The sequence below is a fragment of the Massilia scottii genome (assembly GCF_030846495.1).
GTDB classification, from domain to species: domain Bacteria; phylum Pseudomonadota; class Gammaproteobacteria; order Burkholderiales; family Burkholderiaceae_D; genus Telluria_A; species Telluria_A violaceinigra.
Genome location: NZ_JAVCWM010000016.1, coordinates 129,211 through 147,946 on the forward strand (window position 1 = coordinate 129,211; position 18,736 = coordinate 147,946).

General features: G+C 63.7%; 15 protein-coding genes and 1 tRNA gene. 11 read left to right on the plus strand and 5 right to left on the minus strand.

Annotated features, from left to right (window positions below):
• Complete coding sequence (locus RBA41_RS21915) at positions 1–696, minus strand: response regulator (RefSeq protein WP_306626368.1); 696 nt, start codon at positions 694–696, stop codon at positions 1–3.
• A 153-nt stretch (positions 697–849) separates the two neighbouring features.
• Here RBA41_RS21915 and RBA41_RS21920 point away from each other — a divergent pair, with 153 nt between their 5' ends.
• The 5 genes from RBA41_RS21920 to RBA41_RS21940 all read left to right on the plus strand — a co-directional run bounded on the left by RBA41_RS21920 (position 850) and on the right by RBA41_RS21940 (position 6,990).
• A complete protein-coding gene (locus RBA41_RS21920; protein ID WP_306626369.1) occupies positions 850–1,914 on the plus strand; it encodes a porin in 1,065 nt (354 codons plus the stop codon).
• Positions 1,915–1,984: 70 nt separating this feature from the next.
• Positions 1,985–2,929 (plus strand): tripartite tricarboxylate transporter substrate binding protein, encoded by a 945-nt coding sequence (locus RBA41_RS21925; RefSeq protein ID WP_306626370.1) that lies wholly within the window; start codon positions 1,985–1,987, stop codon positions 2,927–2,929.
• A gap of 25 nt (positions 2,930–2,954) precedes the next feature.
• Entirely contained in the window at positions 2,955–4,058 is a 1,104-nt protein-coding gene (locus RBA41_RS21930) for an ABC transporter substrate-binding protein (protein WP_306626371.1), read from the plus strand.
• 67 nt (positions 4,059–4,125) lie between these two features.
• Positions 4,126–5,892, plus strand: a complete 1,767-nt coding sequence (locus tag RBA41_RS21935) for an ABC transporter permease (RefSeq protein ID WP_306626372.1) — start codon at positions 4,126–4,128, stop codon at positions 5,890–5,892.
• Positions 5,893–5,916: 24 nt separating this feature from the next.
• Positions 5,917–6,990 (plus strand): ABC transporter ATP-binding protein, encoded by a 1,074-nt coding sequence (locus RBA41_RS21940; RefSeq protein ID WP_306626373.1) that lies wholly within the window; start codon positions 5,917–5,919, stop codon positions 6,988–6,990.
• A 3-nt stretch (positions 6,991–6,993) separates the two neighbouring features.
• On the opposite strand, the gene RBA41_RS21945 is transcribed toward RBA41_RS21940, so the two are convergent.
• Both RBA41_RS21945 and RBA41_RS21950 read right to left on the minus strand, forming a co-directional pair.
• Positions 6,994–7,788, minus strand: coding sequence for a DUF2145 domain-containing protein (locus RBA41_RS21945; RefSeq protein WP_306626374.1), 795 nt, complete (start codon positions 7,786–7,788; stop codon positions 6,994–6,996).
• A 2-nt stretch (positions 7,789–7,790) separates the two neighbouring features.
• A complete protein-coding gene (locus tag RBA41_RS21950) occupies positions 7,791–8,216 on the minus strand; it encodes a hypothetical protein (RefSeq protein WP_306626375.1) in 426 nt (141 codons plus the stop codon).
• Positions 8,217–8,358: 142 nt separating this feature from the next.
• On the opposite strand from RBA41_RS21950, the gene RBA41_RS21955 reads away from it, so the two are divergent.
• From RBA41_RS21955 to RBA41_RS21965, 3 genes are all read left to right on the plus strand, one after another.
• A complete protein-coding gene (locus RBA41_RS21955; protein ID WP_306626376.1) occupies positions 8,359–9,093 on the plus strand; it encodes a helix-turn-helix domain-containing protein in 735 nt (244 codons plus the stop codon).
• Between the two features lie 63 nt (positions 9,094–9,156).
• Positions 9,157–11,043, plus strand: coding sequence for an MFS transporter (locus tag RBA41_RS21960; RefSeq protein WP_306626377.1), 1,887 nt, complete (start codon positions 9,157–9,159; stop codon positions 11,041–11,043).
• A 120-nt stretch (positions 11,044–11,163) separates the two neighbouring features.
• On the plus strand, positions 11,164–13,395 hold the full coding sequence (locus RBA41_RS21965; RefSeq protein WP_306626378.1) for an ATP-binding protein: 2,232 nt from the start codon (positions 11,164–11,166) through the stop codon (positions 13,393–13,395).
• Here RBA41_RS21965 and RBA41_RS21970 read toward each other — a convergent pair.
• Together RBA41_RS21970 and RBA41_RS21975 are read right to left on the minus strand one after the other, a co-directional pair.
• Entirely contained in the window at positions 13,392–14,924 is a 1,533-nt protein-coding gene (locus tag RBA41_RS21970) for a hybrid sensor histidine kinase/response regulator (RefSeq protein ID WP_306626379.1), read from the minus strand. The genes RBA41_RS21965 and RBA41_RS21970 overlap by 4 nt on opposite strands.
• A 12-nt stretch (positions 14,925–14,936) precedes the next feature.
• On the minus strand, positions 14,937–16,439 hold the full coding sequence (locus RBA41_RS21975; protein ID WP_306626380.1) for an ATPase domain-containing protein: 1,503 nt from the start codon (positions 16,437–16,439) through the stop codon (positions 14,937–14,939).
• Between the two features lie 242 nt (positions 16,440–16,681).
• On the opposite strand from RBA41_RS21975, the gene RBA41_RS21980 reads away from it, so the two are divergent.
• The 3 genes from RBA41_RS21980 to RBA41_RS21990 all read left to right on the plus strand — a co-directional run.
• Positions 16,682–16,758, plus strand: a tRNA-Pro gene (locus RBA41_RS21980).
• A gap of 96 nt (positions 16,759–16,854) precedes the next feature.
• Entirely contained in the window at positions 16,855–17,175 is a 321-nt protein-coding gene (locus RBA41_RS21985) for a hypothetical protein (RefSeq protein ID WP_306626381.1), read from the plus strand.
• A gap of 223 nt (positions 17,176–17,398) precedes the next feature.
• Positions 17,399–18,736 (plus strand): DUF6531 domain-containing protein (locus RBA41_RS21990; RefSeq protein WP_306626382.1); only part of this gene is annotated, 1,338 nt, incomplete at its 3' end.

The window sequence follows — 18,736 nt, forward strand, 5'->3', positions numbered from 1 at the left end:
TCAGGACGTGGCCTCGCGTGGCTGCAGCAGGTAGCCGATGCCGCGCAGGGTGGTGATGGCGGCGGCGCCGTCCTGCACGCGTTCGAGCTTCTTGCGCACGCGGTGGATGTACAGCTCGATGGCATCGAGGTTGGCGTCGTCTTCGAGGGCAAAGACTTCGTCGAACAGTTTTTCCTTCGATACCGCGCGGCCGGGCCGGGTGATCAGGGCTTCAAGCACCGCGTGCTCGCGCGGGGTGAGGGCCAGCGCCGCGCCGCCGTACGAAAACATGCGCGTCACGGTGTCGAAACTGAGCGCGCCGCACTGGTGCACCAGGGCTTCGCTGCCCTGGCTGCGGCGCAGCAGCGCCTTGACCCTCGCTTCGAGTTCGGTCAGTTCGAACGGCTTGGCCAGATAGTCGTCGGCGCCCAGGTTCAGGCCCTGGACCCGCTCTTCCAGGCCGCCGCGCGCGGTGAGGATCATCACCGGGGTCTTGGCGCGCGCGCCGCCCCGGGCGCGCAGGCGGCGCAGCACATCGAGGCCGTCCATCTTGGGCAAGGTCAGGTCGAGGATGACGAGCGCGTAGTCCTGCGTGTGCAGCAGGGCGTCGGCGTCGGCGCCGTTGACGGCGCATTCGACGGTCAGGTGGGCGTCGCGCAGGGCCTTGGAGAGCCAGTGCGACAGTTCGATGTGGTCTTCAACCAGGAGTATTCGCATCGGGGCAGTGTAGCCCTAAGCGCGCAAAAAAGCTCGGCCGGTGTGGTCCGGCCGGTACAGATGAGCACTGAAAGCCAATTGAAAGGATGGCGAACATATAGTGGGACCCGAAGCACCCGTCATACATAAAACATAAAAACTCAGGAGACAAGAATGAAACCATCCGTGCTTACGCTCGCGCTGGCGGCCGCCCTGTCGGCAGCCGGTGCCGCCCAGGCCCAGTCCAGCGTGCAAATCTATGGCCTGATCGACGCTGGCGTCGATTACACCACCAACACCAACGCTGCCGGTGACAATGCCACCCGCGTTATCTCGGGCGGCAAGAACACCTCGCGCTGGGGCTTGCGTGGCAACGAAGACCTGGGTGGCGGCCTGAAAGCCGTGTTCGGCCTGGAAGGCGGAATCCTGATGGATACCGGCGCGGCCGACGGCGCGCTGTTCAAGCGCCAGGCGTTCGTGGGCCTGGACGGCAGCTTCGGACGGGTGGTGATAGGACGTTCGTTTTCCACCACCTACGACTTCGTGATCCTGTTCGACCCGCTCGGCTACGCGCCGAACTACTCGTGGGCCACCTCGTCGAATGCCACCGGTTCGTCCAGGTACGGCATGACGACCGCCTTCGAAAACCTGATCAAATACTCGGGCAAGACCGGCGACTTCAAATACGGCGCCAGCATCGGCCTGGGCGAACAGGCAGGCAGCAGCGCCGACAGCCGCAAATACGCGGTGGCCGGCTCCTGGACCCGCGGCAGCTTCGCGGCGATGGCGGCGTACGAGCAAATCAACGCCAACACCTTGGCCGGCACCGGCCGGCGCGACCAGACCACGGCCTTTCACGCGGCGGTCGACTACAAGACCAGCCTGTTCCGCCTGACCGGCGGCGTGCGCGACTACACCCTGGAAGCTGCCAAGGCGGCCACGCCGGACGTGCGCGCCACCACCTGGTGGGGCGGCGCCAGCTACTTCGTCACGCCGGTGGTGACCCTGACCGGCGCCGTCTACTACGTCAATGTCAAGAACGTGGCTGCCAGGACGGACGCCGATCCGGTCATGTACGTGGCGCGCGGCCTGTATGCGCTGTCCAAACGCACCGACCTGTATGTGGCCGCCGCTTACGCCAAAGCCGACAACGGCAAGCTGGTGGGACTGTCGCGCGACGATGCGGGCTTCGGCACGACGCAAAAAGGACTCACGGCCGGTATCCAGCATCGCTTCTGATGCGTTTTGCATGACTGGCGGGGCTATCATGGTTATTCGATCGCCGCGCCCGACTGGAGAAGCCACCGCCATGAAAACCCTGCTTTCCACCCTGATCGCCTGCGCCGCCTTGCAAGCCGCGGCCGCCGAATGCATCGTGCCGTCCAAGCCGGGCGGCGCGATGGACCTGACCTGCAAGCTGGCGCGCGAAGGACTCAAGGGCGAAGCCGATGCGCCGGCCCTGCGCCTGTCGTACCTGCCGGGCGGGATCGGCGCGGTTGCCTGGCATTCCATGGCGGCCCAGCGCGGGAGCGAGAAAGACACCCTGGTCGCGTTTTCGGGTGGTTCGCTGCTCAATCTCGCGCAGGGAAAGTTCGGCAAGGCCAGCGCGAACGACGTGCGCTGGGTCGCCGCCCTGGGCGCCGACTACGGCATGATCGCCGTGCGTTCGGATTCGGCCTTCCGCCACCTGGCCGACTTGCTGGACGCCCTGAGGCGCCAGCCGGAAAAGGTGCTGATCGGCGTGTCCGGCACGATCGGCAGCCAGGACTGGATGAAGATGGCGCTGCTGGCCCGCGGCGCCGGGATCGATCCGAAGGTGCTGCGCTTCGTGGCGCTGGAAGGCGGCGGTGAAGCCTTTACCGCGATGCACGCCAACCACGTGCAGGTGGTGTCGGGCGATGCCTCGGAAGCGACCCTGTACGCGGGCGCCGGCAAGGTGCGGGTGCTCGCGGTGCTGTCGGAGCAGCGCTTGCCGGGCGTGCTGTCGCTGGCGCCGACCGCGCGCGAGCAGGGCGTGGACGTGGTGTGGCCGATCATCCGCGGCGTGTGGATGGGGCCCAAGGTGGCGGACGCCGAATACCAGCGCTGGGTGGGCAGTTTCGAGCGGATGACATCGAACCCCGATTTTTCCCGCTTGCGGGCGGCGCACGGGCTGTATCCGTTCACGCTCACCGGACAGGCACTGACCGATTACATCCACAAGGCCGTCGCCGACTACAACCGGCAGGCCAGGCAATTCAAGCTGATTCGCTAAAACAAAACAACAATCTGGAGACAATATGACTATCAAGCGCACCCTTATCGGCGCCGCCATCGCGGCTACCCTCGCCGCCACATTTGCCGGCAGCGCCTTGGCACAGGTACCGGCGGGCTATCCGGCCGATTACCAGAAGATTATCGACGGCGCCAGGAAGGAGGCCAAGCTGGTGATCTACTCGGCTACCGACAGCAAGGCCGCGCAGCCGCTGATCAAGGACTTCAACGCCATGTATCCGGGCGTGACGGTCGAATACAACGACATGAATTCGACCGAAGTGTACAACCGCTTCATTTCGGAAGCGGCCGCCGGCGGCAATACGGCCGACGTGGTGTGGTCGTCGGCGATGGACCTGCAGATGCGCCTTGCGTCGGACGGGCACGCGCTGCAGTACAAATCGAACGAAGCGGCCAAGCTGCCGGCATGGGCGGTGTGGAACGACAGCGCTTACGGCACCACGTTCGAGCCGGCTGCCATCGTGTACAACAAGCGCCTGCTGGCCACCAATGAAGTGCCGCGCACGCACGCCGCTTTCGCCGCCCTGATCAAGACCGAGAAGTTTCGCGACAAGGTGACCACCTACGACATCGAAAAATCGGGCGTGGGCTTCATGTTCATGACCCAGGATGCGCGCGAAAATCCGCAGTTCCTGGATCTGGAAAATGCATTCGGCGTGGCCAAGGTGCGCGTGCAGTCGTCCACCGGCACCATGCTGGAGCGGATTTCGTCGGGCGAGAACCTGATCGGCTATAACGTGCTCGGTTCCTACGCGCTGGTGCGTGCCAAGACCGATCCGTCGCTGGGCGTGGTGCTGCCAGCCGATTACACCCTGATCATGTCGCGCGTCCAGTTTATCAACAAGGCTGCAAAGCATCCGAACGCGGCCAAGCTGTGGATGGATTACCTGCTGTCGGTGCGCGGCCAGACGGTCATCGCCAACGATTCCAAGCTGTTTGCGATCCGCTCCGACGTCAAGGGCGAAACCACGTCGGCGGAACTGATCAAGATCATCGGCGAGAAGAACGTCAAGCCGATTCCGGTGCATCCGATCGTGCTGCAGTTCCTGGGACCGGCAAAGCGCATGGCCTTCCTCAAGCAGTGGAAAGAAACCGCCGGCAAGAAGTAAAGGCGGGTAATAGCGCCCAGGGGTGGGCGCCCCCGCCCACCCTCATCATCCCAAGATCGGACCTCACATGACCACCTTATCATTGCGGGCCACGCGGCTTAACTGGCCGCGCGGCCTGGTGGTGACGCTCGCCTGCGTCGCCATCTTTCTGCCGCTGTTTTTGATTTTTTACCAGAGCTTTTTGTCGGCGCCCTTCTTCATGCCCGAAAAAACCCTGGGCTTTGAAGCCTACGCCTTCATTTTCGAGGATCCCGACTTCAGCCAGGCCTTCAAGAATGGCGCCATCCTCGCCACCGGCCTGGCCGCGATCGCGGTGCCGCTGGGCGGCATGCTCGCCTTTTTGATGGTACGTACCGACCTGCCCGGGCGCGGCTGGATCGCGCCGCTGCTGCTGGTGCCGATTTTCGTCTCGCCCATGGTGATGGGCTTCGGCTACGTGGTGTCGATGGGCCCCGTGGGTTTCTATTCGGTGTGGGCCAAGCAGATGCTCGGCTTCATCCCCTGGAATATCTATTCGTTCACCAGCATCGTCATCATCGCCGGGCTGACCCACGTGCCGCACGTGTACCTGTACGCCTCGTCGGCGCTGAAAAGCCTCGGTTCGGATGTGGAGGAAGCGGCCCGCGTGGCCGGCGCCTCGCCGCTGCGGGTGATGATGAATGTGTCGCTGCCGATGATCATGCCGGCGCTGGCGTATGCGGGCGTGCTGGTGTTTTTCCTCGGCTTCGAGGTGTTCGGCCTGGTGCTGGTGCTGGGCGACCCGGAAGGCCATCTGGTGCTGGCCACCTATCTGTACAAGCTGACCAACAAGATGGGCACGCCCTCGTACCACCTGATGGCGGCGGTGGCGGTGTGCCTGGTGATGGTGACGATGCCGCTGGTGATGCTGCAGCGCTGGCTGCTCAAGTCGGCCAACAAATATGTGTCGATCAAGGGCAAGGGCGCGCGCCAGAAGGCGATGCCGCTGGGCCGCTGGAAGTGGCTGGCGTTCGCGCTGCTGGCCGGCTGGCTGCTGGTGACGATCATCCTGCCGTTGTCGGGCATCGTGCTGCGCTCTTTTGTTCAGAACTGGGGCGAAGGCGTGGTGCTGTGGGATGTGCTGACCTTGCAGCATTTCCGCGACATCCTGGACCAGCATTCGCTGGTGCGCGGGATTATCAACACGGTGCTGATCGGCGTGATCGGCGGAGCGCTGGCGGTGGTGTGCTACACGGCCATCGCGCTGGCCATGCACAGAAAGCCCGATGGCATTACGCGCTTGCTCGACTACAGCGTGCTGGTGCCGCGCGCCGTGCCTGGCCTGCTGGCCGGCCTGTCGTTCCTGTGGGTGTTCCTGTTCGTGCCAAGCTGGCTCGATGGGATGCTCAAGGCGACCGAGTTCGGCCCGGCGCTGTGGCTCAGCGAGCATGCGATTCCGCTGCTGCGCGAAGTGCGCTCGACCATCTTCGCGCTGTGGCTGGCGTATTCGGTGGTGTGGCTGGCCTACGGCATGCGCCTGATCTCGGCCGCGCTGCTGCAGGTGGGGCCGGAGCTGGAAGAGGCGGCGCGCGCGGTGGGCGCCAGCCGCGGCCAGGTCACGCGCGACGTGACGCTGCCGCTGATCAAATACGGCATGCTGGGCGCCTGGCTGATGGTGTTCCTGATCTTCGAGCGCGAATATTCGACCGGCGTGTACCTGCTCACGCCAGGCACCGAGGTGATCGGGGCGATGCTGGTGTCGCTGTGGGCGGGCGGATCGACCGACCTGGTGGCGGCGCTGTCGTTCATCAATATCGCGCTGGTGGCCATTGGCCTCGGCATTGCGCTGCGCTTCGGCGTCAAGCTGCACCAATAAACACACTCTACATCGGGAATGACCATGAATGAACTGACCGTCAACGACCTGCACCTCGATTATGGCACCGGCGCGCACGCCAACCAGATCCTCAAGGGCGTATCGATGCACCTGCAACGCGGCGAAGTGGTGGCCTTGCTGGGCCCTTCGGGCAGCGGCAAGACCACCTTGCTGCGCGCCGTGGCCGGGCTGGAAAGCCCCAAGAGCGGCACCATCGACATCGGCGAGCGCCGCGTGTACGACGGCGCGCGCAATTTCGAGATGGCGGCCGAGCACCGCAGCTTGGGACTGGTGTTCCAGTCGTACGCGCTGTGGCCGCACAAGACCGTGTTCGATAACGTGGCCTACGGCCTGACCTTGCGCAAGATGGGCAAGAGCGAGATCGAGGCCAAGGTCAAGGAAGTGCTGGGCCAACTGGGACTGGGCCACTTGGGCGAGCGTTTTCCGCACCAGCTCTCCGGCGGCCAGCAGCAGCGGGTGGCGATTGCGCGCGCGCTGGTGTACAACCCGCCCGTGATCTTGCTCGACGAGCCGCTCTCGAACCTGGATGCCAAGCTGCGCGAGGAGGCGCGCGCCTTTTTGCGCGAGCTGATCGTGCGTCTTGGCCTGTCCGCGCTGATGGTCACGCACGACCAGGGCGAGGCGATGGCGATCTCGGACCGCATCCTGCTGCTCAATAACGGCAAGATCGAGCAGCAAGGTTCGCCGCAAAGCATGTACGAAACGCCGGACACGCTGTTTACCGCTGAATTCATGGGCAGTAACAACCGCCTGCCGGGCCAGGTGGTGGCCAGTAACGATGGCAAGGTGGCGCTGATGGTTGCCGGCGTGGGCATGCGGGGCACGGCGCGCGGTGTCGGCCTTCAGGGCGGCGGCGGCGAGGCCACGCCGCTGATCCGGGTCGAGGATGTGAAGATCAGCGCGCAGCAGGTCGACAATGCGATCGAGATGCCGCTGTTGACCTGCATGTATCTGGGCGACCGGTGGGAGTGCCTGTTTTCACGCGAAGGCCTGAGCCTGCGCGCGTATTCCAAGTACCGGCTGGAGGCGGGCAGCTACTGGCTGCACATGCCGCCCGAGAAGCTGTGGGTGTTCTGACGCTTACTGGATGCCGACCACGGATTCGGTCGTGCCGGGGTCGCGCTTCTTCACGAAGCGCACCACCGATTCCACGGTGACGATGTCGATCTGGCCGGCGATGCGGCGCCCCATCGGGTGGTCGTCGAAAGCCACGTTGGCGCGGAACACGCGCGCGCCAAGGCGCTTGACCGACGGCACCCAGATCGTGTTGGGCGCGTAGCCTGCCTGCTTGAGCCACGACTGGGCGGCGCCGCGATCGTCGATGGCGCTGTCGCTGGCGCTGGCGGCGTAGGTTTCGAGCACCCACTGGTTCGAGTTCTGGTACTTGGCCGAGAACGGGAACGCCAGCATGTTGTAGTTCTCGCCGTGCAGGCGCGCCGGCGCCTGGGAGGCCAGCATGGCGACGATGCGCTTCTGGCTTTGCGCGCTCGGGATCACGATCTGGCTCTCGTACGCGAACAAATCATCGAGGAAGAAGTTGGCCAGGCCCTGGTCGAACACTTTGGACTTCGCGGTGCCGCACTGGTTCAGCAGATGCACGACGGTCCAGCGTCCCTTGGGATGGTCGCGCCAGGTGTAGGCCATGTGCGAATAGCGCAAGTCGTACCTGGACAGGTCCTGGCCGACACGGGCGATCAGCGCGACCTCGGCCCCGGAAGCCTCCAGGGCCGCGCTGGTGTTTTCGGCCAGCTTGACGGCCTTGACGAAGGCGGTGGCGTCCTGCGCGACTTCTTCGCAGGCGGTGCCGGCGTGCGCGAACTGCAGCGGCATGGCCAGCACCAGCAGCAGGAGCAATCGTTGACCGATGCGCGTCATGCTTAGCCTTTCGCGCCGTTCTGCGAATGGTGCAGCAGGCCCTTGCCCACTTCGGTCGGGATGAACGCGATCACCTTGCCGGCGGCGATGAGCACATGGCCGCTGGCGGTCGCGGTGACCGTGACGGCTTGGCCGACCAGTTTGGAGAGTCCCTTGGCGCCGTCGCCACTCAATTTGACGGTGGCGGTGGAACCGTCGGCCACGTTCTTGAGCACCACCATGGTGCCGTCGGCGACGGTTTCAACGCTTTGCGCCACTACGCTGCCTCCCACCGCCACCACCAGCAAACTTCCCAGCACCACCGCACCCGACACGCCGCTCGGGGACTTCGACAGGTTCGATCCCATGTTGTGGGACTCGGCCATCGCGACAGGATTGGCGCCGAACAGTGCACAAGCGATCGTGATAGCCGTCAGGGTGGTTTTCATGCTGTTTCTTTCAGTAAGTTAGCCGGGTTGGCAGGACACATCTTACGCAAAAATCGACTTTACTCAATGAAATGATAGTCCGTATCGCTTTTATTCTGAATAAGTATTAATATTTGCTACCAGAATTCCTAGGGATACAGAAATGCCGCACGCAATTACACTTGTCGACACCTTGAAGCGCCTCCTGAAGGGGCGGGGCATTACCTACGGCGACCTTGCCGGACGGATAGGCATGTCGGAGGCGAGCGTGAAGCGCATGTTTTCACAGAAAAATTTTACCTTGCAGCGGCTGGACGAGATCCTCACCGCCACCGGAATCGAGTTCGACGAACTCAGTGCGGCGCAGTCCGCGCCGACCCTGATTTCGCACCTGACGCTGGCGCAGGAGCGCGAAATCATCGGCGACCCGCGCCTGCTGGTGGTGGCCGTGTCGGCCATGAACCACATCGGCTTCGACGATATCGTGCGCTTCTACGACATGTCGGAAGCGGAAGTGACCAAGTACCTGCTGCGGCTGGACCGCATCGGCTTTCTGGAGCTGCTGCCGAATAACCGGGTCAAGCTGCTGATCGCGCGCACCTTCGGCTGGATTGCGAATGGGCCGATCCAGGGCTACTTCCGGCACGAGGCGGCGGCCGACTACCTGAACTCGCGCTTCGATGGCGAGGATGAAGTCATGCGGCTGGTGAACGTGATGCTGTCGAAGCAGTCCGGCGCCGCGCTGCTGGAGCGCCTGAAGCAGGTGGCCGCCGAATTCGCGCAGCAGCACCAGCACGAAACGCGCCTGCCGCTCGACCAGCGCCATGCGATCAGCTTCATCGTGGCCGCGCGGCCCTGGGTGCCGCAGGCATTCAAGGCCCTCTTGCGCCAGGGCTGATGGTACCCTGACGATGCAACTCCGACCCTTTTGCCACATCGAGACCTTGAGAGATCTATCAGCATGAGTCAAGCCAGCCAGTTTTCCCTCTTAAAGCAACGCCGCTTCGCGCCGTTTTTCTGGACCCAGTTCCTCGGCGCGTTCAACGACAACGTCTTCAAGACCGCCTTGCTGGTGATTCTCACCTACGACGCCGTCAGCTGGACCAGCCTCGATCCGGCCGTCTTGAACAGCCTGATTCCGGGTCTGTTCATCCTGCCGTACGTGCTGTTTTCGGCCACCGCCGGACAGATCGCCGAAAAGGTCGAGAAGGGGCGCCTGGCGCGCTTCGTCAAGATGCTGGAAATCGCGATCATGCTCGTTGCGGGCATCGGCTGGATGACCCACACCTTGTGGCTCCTGATCGCCTCCGTGGTCGGCATGGGCGTGCATTCGACCCTGTTCGGGCCCGTGAAATACGCCTACATGCCGCAGCATCTGAAATCGGAAGAACTGGTCGGCGGTAACGGCGTGGTCGAAATGGGCACGTTCGTCGGCATCCTGCTCGGGCAGATCCTGGGCGCGGCGCTGGTACTCAAATCCAACGGGCTGCTGCTGGTGGCCGGCGCCACCATGTTCTTCGCCGTGCTTGGCCTGGTGGCCAGCTACCGCATTCCCCTGTCGCCGGCGCCCGCGCCCGACCTGAAAATCAATCCGAATCCGTTTGCCGAGTCGGTGCGCAACATCGGCCACGCGCGCAAGAACCGCACCGTGTTCCTGTCCATGCTGGGCAACTCGTGGTTCTGGTTTTACGGCGCGATGATCCTGTCGCAGTTCCCGCTGTACGCCAAGGCGTACCTGCATGGCGACTACAGCGTGTTCGTGATGCTGCTGACGGTGTTCTCGGTCGGCGTGGGTGTCGGCTCGCTGCTGTGCGAGAAGCTGTCGGGCCACAAGGTGGAAATCGGCCTGGTGCCGTTTGGCTCGATCGGCCTGTCGCTGTTCGGCATCGACCTGTATTTCGCCAGCATCGGTTACGTGCGCCCGCCGGTCGAAGTGGAGATGATGGGCATGCTGGCGCAGGCGGGCGTAACGCGCGTGCTGTTCGACATTGCCATGATCGGCGTGTTCGGCGGCCTGTTCATCGTGCCGCTGTTCGCGCTGATCCAGACCCGCTGCGAACCGGCCCACCTGTCGCGCACGATCGGCGGCATGAATATCATGAACGCGCTGTTCATGATCGGGGCGGCCGGCGTGGCCATCGTCATGATCAAGATGGGCTTTTCGATTCCCGAAATGTTCCTCGCCACCGCAATCCTGAACGCCATCGTGGCGCTGTATATCTTCTCGCTGGTGCCGGAATTCCTGATGCGCTTCCTGGCCTGGATGCTGATTCATACCATCCACCGCGTGAAAACGGTGGACGTGGACCGCATTCCCGACGAAGGTCCGGCGGTATTGGTGTGCAATCACGTCAGCTATGTCGACGCGATCGTCATCGGCGCGGCCAGCCCGCGTCCGATCCGCTTCGTGATGGACCATAAAATCTTCAAGATGCCGTTCATGGGCTGGCTGTTCCGCACGGCGCGCGCGATTCCGATCGCACCGGCCAAGGAAGACCAGTTCCTGATGGAGAAGGCGTACATCGACATCGCGCAGGCGCTGCACGAAGGCGACCTGGTTTGCATCTTCCCGGAAGGGCGCCTGACGTCGACCGGCGACATGGGCGAGTTCCGCGGCGGGATCGCCAAGATCGTCGAACGCAGCAAGGTGCCGGTGATTCCGATGGCGCTGCGCGGCCTGTGGGGCAGCCTGCTCACGCGCGATCCGGGCAATCTGTTCGAGCGTACGTTCGCGCGCGGACCGCGTTCGCGCCTGGCGCTGGCGGTCGGCACGCCGGTCGCTCCGGAAGACGCCACGCCCGACTACCTGCACAAACAGGTGCTCGCCTTGCGGGGCGACTGGAAGTAAGCCAAGCCGGCTTAAGGTCTCGGGGAAAGTGGTTATAATTGCAACCGTACGGCATTGTGCCGCTTCTCCCGTTTTTCAAAGGCCGCAGCATTCCATGAACAGTTTTTCGCCGCCGGTGCCATGAAAATCCGCGCCTATCTCGCGCTGATGGTCGCGGCGATCCTGATTCCGGTCATTCTGTTCTCGACGATTTCGCTGAACATGCTGCTCAAGTCCGAGCGCGAGGCGGCACTCAAGGGCGTGCGCGAGACGGCCCGCATCTCGCTGGTGAGCATCGACCGCGAACTGACCAACACCCAGAGCGCGGTGCGCATGCTGGCCACCTCGCCGCACCTGGCGCGCGGCGACCTGGCGGGCTTTTACGAGCAGGCGCGCTTTGCCGACAAGGTGGGCGCCACCTGGACCGCGCTGATCGACGAGCGCGGGCAGCAGCTGATCAATACCGCGGTGCCGTTCGGCGCGCCCTTGCCGGGCCCGGACGCGGCCCAGCGCGTGGCCCAGGTGCTCGATGCGGGCACGCCGCAAATCTCCAATCTCATTCGCGGCGTCGTCACCCAGGCCTTGCTGGTGGTGGTGGATGTGCCGGTCACCACGCCCGACGGCATGCGCTACGTGATCGCGCAGGGTTTCAAGATCGAACATTTCAACGGTGTGCTGACCCAGGTGAACGCGCCGCCGACCTGGCTGGCCGGCGTGTACGACCGTAACGGCATGACCATCGCCCAGACCTATGGCGGCGGTGGCGCGGGGCGCGGCGACACCCGTCCCGACCTGCGCGAAGCGATCCGCAACAAGACCATTGGCGTGATCCGCAACGCCAGCGACGACAACCTGAAGCTGTACACGGTGCTGGAACGCTCGGCGCTGTCCGGATGGACGGTGGCAGTCGGCGTGCCGGAAGCGGAAATCGAATCGGCGGCGCGGCGCGCGCTGATGGTATCGATTGCCGGGCTGGCGGCGGCGGTGTGCTGCGCCGCGCTGGCCGCCGTGTTCTTTGCGCGGCGTTTGTCGCGCTCGATCCGCCAGGTGGCGCGCTCGGCGCATGCGCTGGGCACAAGCGGTGACCCGGGCCAGTCCGACGTGTCCGGCGTGGCCGAGGTGGACGAGGTGCTGGCCGCGATTGGCGCGGCGGCGGCGGTGGTGAACCAGGAAAAGCAGTCGCGCCTTGCGGCCGAAACCGAGCGCAAAATTCTGTTCGAGCGCGAACACGAGGCGCGCACCACGGCCGAACAGCAGAACCGGGCCAAGGATGAATTTTTGGCGATGCTGGGGCATGAGCTGCGCAATCCGCTGGCGGCGATCGTGAACGCGACCAGCGTGATGGCCCATCCCGGCATGCCGGCAGCGGCCAGCGAGCGCGCGCGCGAGATCATCACGCGCCAGAGTGGGCACCTGACGCGCATCGTCGACGATCTGCTCGACATGGGGCGGGTTCACTCTGGGAAGATTTTGCTGGAGCGGCGCGCGCTGCGGCTGGACCAGGTGATCGACAACTACATGGCCACCCTGCGCGCGTCGCAGCGCTCGGCGCGCCACGAATTGCGCGTCGATGTCGCGCCGGTCTGGGTCGATGGCGACCCGACCCGGCTTGAGCAGATCGTCTCGAACCTGCTCGACAACGCGCTCAAATACACGCCGGCCGGCGGCACGATTTCGGTTAGCGTGAGGAGCGAAGGCGAGGATGCGGTGCTGTGCGTGTCCGATTCGGGTATCGGGATTGCGCCGGAACTGATGCCGTATGTGTTCGATCTGTTCGTGCAGGGCGCGCGCCCGCTCGACCGCGCGCAGGGCGGCCTGGGTGTGGGGCTGGCGCTGGTGCGCCAGTTGGCGCTGATGCACGGGGGCATGGTGGACGTGCGCAGCGCCGGCATGGGGCTGGGCAGCAGTTTCGAGCTGCACCTGCCGCGCGTGCAGCCGCCGCAGTCCGAGGTGAGCGTGCCGGCGCCGGTGCCGTCGTCGCGCCAGCGCGTGCTGCTGATCGAAGATAACGAGGACGGGCGCGAGATGATGGCCATGATGCTCGAAGCGCAGCAGTACCGCGTCGACACGGCCATCGACGGTTTCGACGGCCTGCGCCAGGCTGGCGCGGCGTGTCCGGATATTGCGCTGGTCGATATCGGCCTGCCGGGCATCGATGGCTACGAGGTCGCGCGCCGCATGCGCGCCGACCCGGCCACGGGCAAGGTGCGCCTGATCGCGCTGACCGGGTATGGGCAGGACAGCGACCGCGAACGCGCGCTCGCCGCCGGTTTCGACGCGCATCTGGTCAAGCCGGTGGATATGGCGCGCTTGATGGAAGCGCTGGAAAGCGCACCCGCGGCGCCCCCGCGCTTCGCGGGAACGGCCAGCTAGCTTGTCAGGCGCGAGCCTTGGGCGACGGCCAGGCGGGCGTCGGCGAGGCGCTTGATTTCGTCGAAGTTGACTGGTTTGATCAGGTGATGGTCGAAACCGGCATCGAGGGTGCGCTGGCGCGCATCGCTCTGGCCCCAGCCGGTCAGCGCGATCATCAGCACCGACTGCGAGCCGGGCTTGAGGCGGATGCGGCGCGCGGCCTCGTAGCCGTCCATGCTCGGCATGCCGAGGTCCATCACGATCATGTCGGGCATATCCTGTTCCACCGCCTGCACCGCTTCGTAGCCGTCGTAGGCGGTGGCGACGTTGCAGTTTTCCATTTCAAACAGCGCCTGCAGCGAGTCTGCGGCATCGCGGTTATCGTCCACCACCAGCACCCTGGGGCGCTGGTCGCTTGAGCCGATGACGTCCGCCACGCTCGCCGCGACGGCAGGCCGCGCTTCGGTCACGACCGGCAGCGTGACCACGAATTCGCTGCCCTTGCCCAGGCCTTCGCTGGTCGCCTGCACGCTACCGCCATGCATCTCGGCGAACTGGCGCGACAGGCTCAAGCCGATTCCGAGGCCGCTGGCAATCTGGCCCGAGAGCGGCCGGCTTTGCTCGAACATCGCGAAGATGCGTCCGATGGCGACCGCTTCGAGACCGATGCCGGTGTCCTTGACGTAGATTTTCAGGGCGCCGAATTCGACCAGCGCGCGCACGCTGATGTAGCCTTCGAACGGCGTGAACTTGACCGCGTTCGAAACGATGTTGGCGACGATCTGCACCACGCGCGCGTAGTCGGCATACAGCATGACCGGATCGGGCGGGATGGCGACATCGATCTTGATATGCTTGGCCGCCGCCGCTGCCGAACACAGTTCGGTGACGTGCTCCATCACTTGCGCGAAGGTGGTGTAGTCGCGCTGCAGTTCGATCTTGCCGCTGTTGATGCGCGCGACATCGAGCAGGTCGTCGACGAGGCGCGTCAGGTGCGTCACCTGGCGCTCGATCACGTCGCTGACCTTCTTGACGGGCGCCTGGTCGGGATACAGGTGATTGAGGACGCTCATCGAGGTGCGGATCGGCGCGAGCGGGTTACGCAGTTCGTGACCGAGGCTGGCCAGGAATTCGTCCTTGCGGCGGTCGGTTTCGCGCACCTGGTACTGCTTTTCGCGGGCGCGCAGCACCGACTGCAGGGAGGTGATGAGGGTCAGGGTACGTACCGGGCGCTCGAGCAAGGTGACGTTGCCGAGGGCGTTGATGGCCTGGCGCACGCTGAGGGAATCGGGGCCGCGGTGCGTCAGCAGCACGATCGGCAGGTCGGACCAGTTGGGCTGGCGCTGGACGAATTCGCCGAGCGCCTTGAGGCCGCCGTTCGACAGCGCTTCTTCGACCGTGAGCACGGCGCCGACGCCGATCAGCAGCTCTTCGGAGAGCTTCTGCGCTGTTTCGGCGACCAGGTTATCGACTTGCGCCAGCGTGAGCATCTTCGATGCCAGCACCGCGTCTTGGCCGGTCGGGGCGTAGATCAGGACTCGCTTTTCCATGGCTGTTATCGCTTATCCGTTTTCGTCGTCGAACAGCACGTGGCAGTCGCTGTCGTCGAAGGTGGGAACCCCGGTCAGGATGCCGTGGAAGTTGGTCAGCACGTCGCCTACCTGAATGCCCTTGCTGCTCATCGTGAACAGGCGGATGGTGCGCTCATGCAGGCCGACCCGCTTCTTGAAGACGGAGATAGCCTGGCGCACCTTGCCGCGCGCCTCGAAGTAGCGCAGCATGATGACGCTGTCGGCGATGTAGCTGGCGTCGACCGTGGTGGTCATGTTGGAGCCGATGACACCGGGCTGCACGCCGACCAAAATCGTGACCACGCCGCGCTGGCCCAGGTAGGTAAGCAGTTCGTGCATGTGGGTGGCGAGGAAGCGCTCGTCGGGCATGGCCTTGAGGTAGCCATTGAGGCTGTCGATGACGATCACGCGCGCGCCACTGGCTTCGGCATCGGTCACGGACTGCATGAATTCGCCGGGTGCCATTTCGGCCGGGTCGATCTGCTTGATGATCAGCAGGCCATTGTCGATCGCGCCCTGGAGGTCGATACCGAGGCCGGTGGAGCGCAGCAGCAGGTTGTTGGCCGCTTCCTCGAACAGGAACATGGCCGCTTTCTGGCCGCGCTGGGTGGCCGCGTAAACGTACTGCGCGCACAGCGACGATTTGCCGGTGCCCGGTGGGCCGGAGAGCAGGGTGCTGGTGCCTTCATCGAGGCCGCCGCCGGTCAGGGTGTCGAGTTGCGCGATGCCGCTCGAGAGCTGTTTGCGTTCGGTGTGCACGCGCGTGTGGGCGGCGATCAGGCGCGGGAACACCACCAGGCCGCCGGTGACGATCTTGTAGTCGTGCGAGCCGCCGCGAAAGGCGATGCCGCGGTATTTGACGATGCGCACGCGGCGCCGTTCGGAGCCGTAGTCCTGGTTGATCAGTTCGAGCGTGATGACGCCGTGCGCCACGCTGCGCACCTGCAGGTCGCCCGAGAGGGCGGTGCGGTCGTCGAGGAACAGGGTGGTGCAGCCTTTGCCGGACAGGTACTGCTTGAGCGCGAGCACCTGGCGCCGGTAGCGCAGCGGGCTTTCGGCCAGCAGCTGCAGCTCGGACAGCGAATCGAGGACCACGCGGGTCGGCTTGTATTTTTCGATCGTGTCGAGGATGCGCTGGGTGGTCATGCCCATCTCGATTTCGGACGGGTGGAAAATGGTGAACTGGTGGTCGGGGTGGAGGATGTTTTCGTTGGGGATGATGTCTTCGACGTGGATGCCGTCCATCGACCAGCCATGCGACTGCGCCACTGCTTTTAGTTCGACGCGGGTTTCGGCCAGGGTGATATAGATGACCGATTCGCCGCGGCGTACGCCTTCGTACAGGAACTGGAGGGCGAGCGTGGTCTTGCCTGTGCCGGGCTCGCCTTCGATCAGGAACAGGCGGTCACTGGTGAGGCCGCCGCCGAGGATGGTGTCCAGTCCCGGTACGCCGGTTGAAAGAAAGCGGCTGGTGTCGCTGTTCTGCTTTTCCATGGAGGGATTCTCCGTTTTTCTCATCGTAAATTTAATAGTTGCAACACTGTATGATAAATAGTACATGAATGCGATCCGGGTGGTAGTTCTGTACGGAAGCAAAACCGTTAGCTGGGTTGCGGAGTGGTAACGAGGTTTCGGAGAGCGGTTTGAGGTAGCGCAAGGCGGTATGTAGCGGCGCGCGACCGATGCGATTTTGTGTGCCAAAAACGTAAGATGCTCTGATATAATTCGCAACTCGTCGGGGCGTAGCGCAGCCTGGTAGCGTACTTGCATGGGGTGCAAGGGGTCGAGTGTTCGAATCACTCCGTCCCGACCAATAGAATCAAAGACTTAGCGAAAGCCGGCAGATGCCGGCTTTTTGTTTTCCCGCTCCGTGCCTTAATAGCTCACTTTGGCGTGTAGTGGACCATCAATGTCCTTCACGCCGTTCAGTGGCCACGCACTTGGATGGCGCCGTCCCGCGCACGTGCACCTCAAGTACGAGGCGCAGCTCAACGCCGTTATCGCGGGTTTCTGCGAGCGACGCAGCCGGGCCGTTGATCGCGGAGACGCACCGGACCGACAGCCCGGACAAAAAAATGCCCAACACAGCAATCGTGCTGCCGCCGCCGTCACCCAGCAGGTCAGAATCGATACCCATATTCCCGATTGCTTCATAGGGGTTTCGGCACGCCGTATCGCTGGTTCCAGCAGTGAAGTCGACGAATATGCAGATCATGATGGTGGGATGTGAGCCAGGTTTGAGGTGGCTCAATATGGTGCGCCCAGGTGCCAACTTTTCTGGCGCTCTGACCACCCGGTCGCGCCCTCAACGTCTTTCTTGGAAGGATGATCTGGAATGAGCCGGTGCAGATAACGGCTTGAGATGAGGCAATGTTCTAATTATTGACGTCGATATTCTTGGTTTTCCCGCCGGCAATTTCCGCCAGCATTCTCCCCTGGAGGACAGGAAAACCATGCCCAACGCAAGCCCGTTTCCGTCGCCGAGTCATCTCATACGTTCCGCGCTGATCCTGTTCATCTTGGCGCACGGCAGTGCTCGCGCAGAGAATGCCCTGCCAGAGGGAACGCTTGGCTGGTGGTATTACAGCGGAGCGACCAGTCCGGAGCATTATGCGCCCGACCCGGTTACTGCCTGTCAAAAAGGGGCGTGGCACCATGCGCGCGAGCCGCTTGTCGCGATGCGGCCTTGGCCAGCGCGCCGCGATGCGTTCGAATGCGCCTATAGGTGGCTACCCAAAACCGGCCCCGTTTCCTGGCTTGGCGATGCCGTCCTGCACTGCAAGCCGGGATATCGTTCGTACGCGCAAGGCGTTTGTCGCAAAGAAAGGCCGGAAGTTCCTGCGCCCTTGAAATGCGGAGAGGCGGCAGGAAACCCAATTCAGTTTGTCAGCGGCGCCAAAATCCAGCATGAAATCGATCTAGGCGGGGGCGGCAATGACTTGCTGCGCGTGCGCCGTACCTATCGCAGCGTGCGCGAAAACGGACTCGGGCAATCAGCGGGCATGGGCTGGTCGTTTTCCTTCGAGCGCGCCTTTTTCGCGCCGCGTTCATTGCTTGGCAATATCAGGCCGAGAATCATTGGCGCACTGAGCGATGGCACCTTTTTCGAATTCTGGCGGCAGGGCAATGGCCCGTACAAGTCAACCCACGACAGAGGCACGACCCTGGAAGTACAAGGCCCCGATGAAACGGTCTTCCTCTTGACAACACCGGACGGCACGGTCGAACGTTTCCTCCGCGATGGTGACACCTTCAGACTCAGCAGCATTCATGCGCGCACCGGCATGACGACGCATTACACCTACGACGCCAACAAGCAGCTTAGCAAGATTGCCGACGACAGCGGTCGAACGCTGATGATGACGTGGGAAGGCGGCCTCATCGCGTCTATCTCTAGTGCCACCGGCAGCGTGCGCTACGAATATGAGCCTGCCGCCAATCCCGGATACGGACCCATTAAAGGCATGGACCGCCTGGTTGGAGTGCACTTCTTCGACCGCGCCGGTGCCCAGACTTCATCGCGCGCGTACCACTACGAAGACCCCAACGACCGCTTCCTGCTCACCGGAATCACCGATGAACATGGCAAACGCCTTGCCACGTATGCGTACAACGGCGATGGCCAGGCCGTGCTGTCGGAGCATGCCGGTGGTGCGCAGCGCTATACATTTGCTTATCCCAGCCGGACCAGCCGGATCGTGACCGATCCGCTCGGCAGCAGCCGCGGCATCGGCATTGGGTTCGACTACTTCAATAACAAGAGCCGGATTATCGCCGAAAGTCAGCCGGCT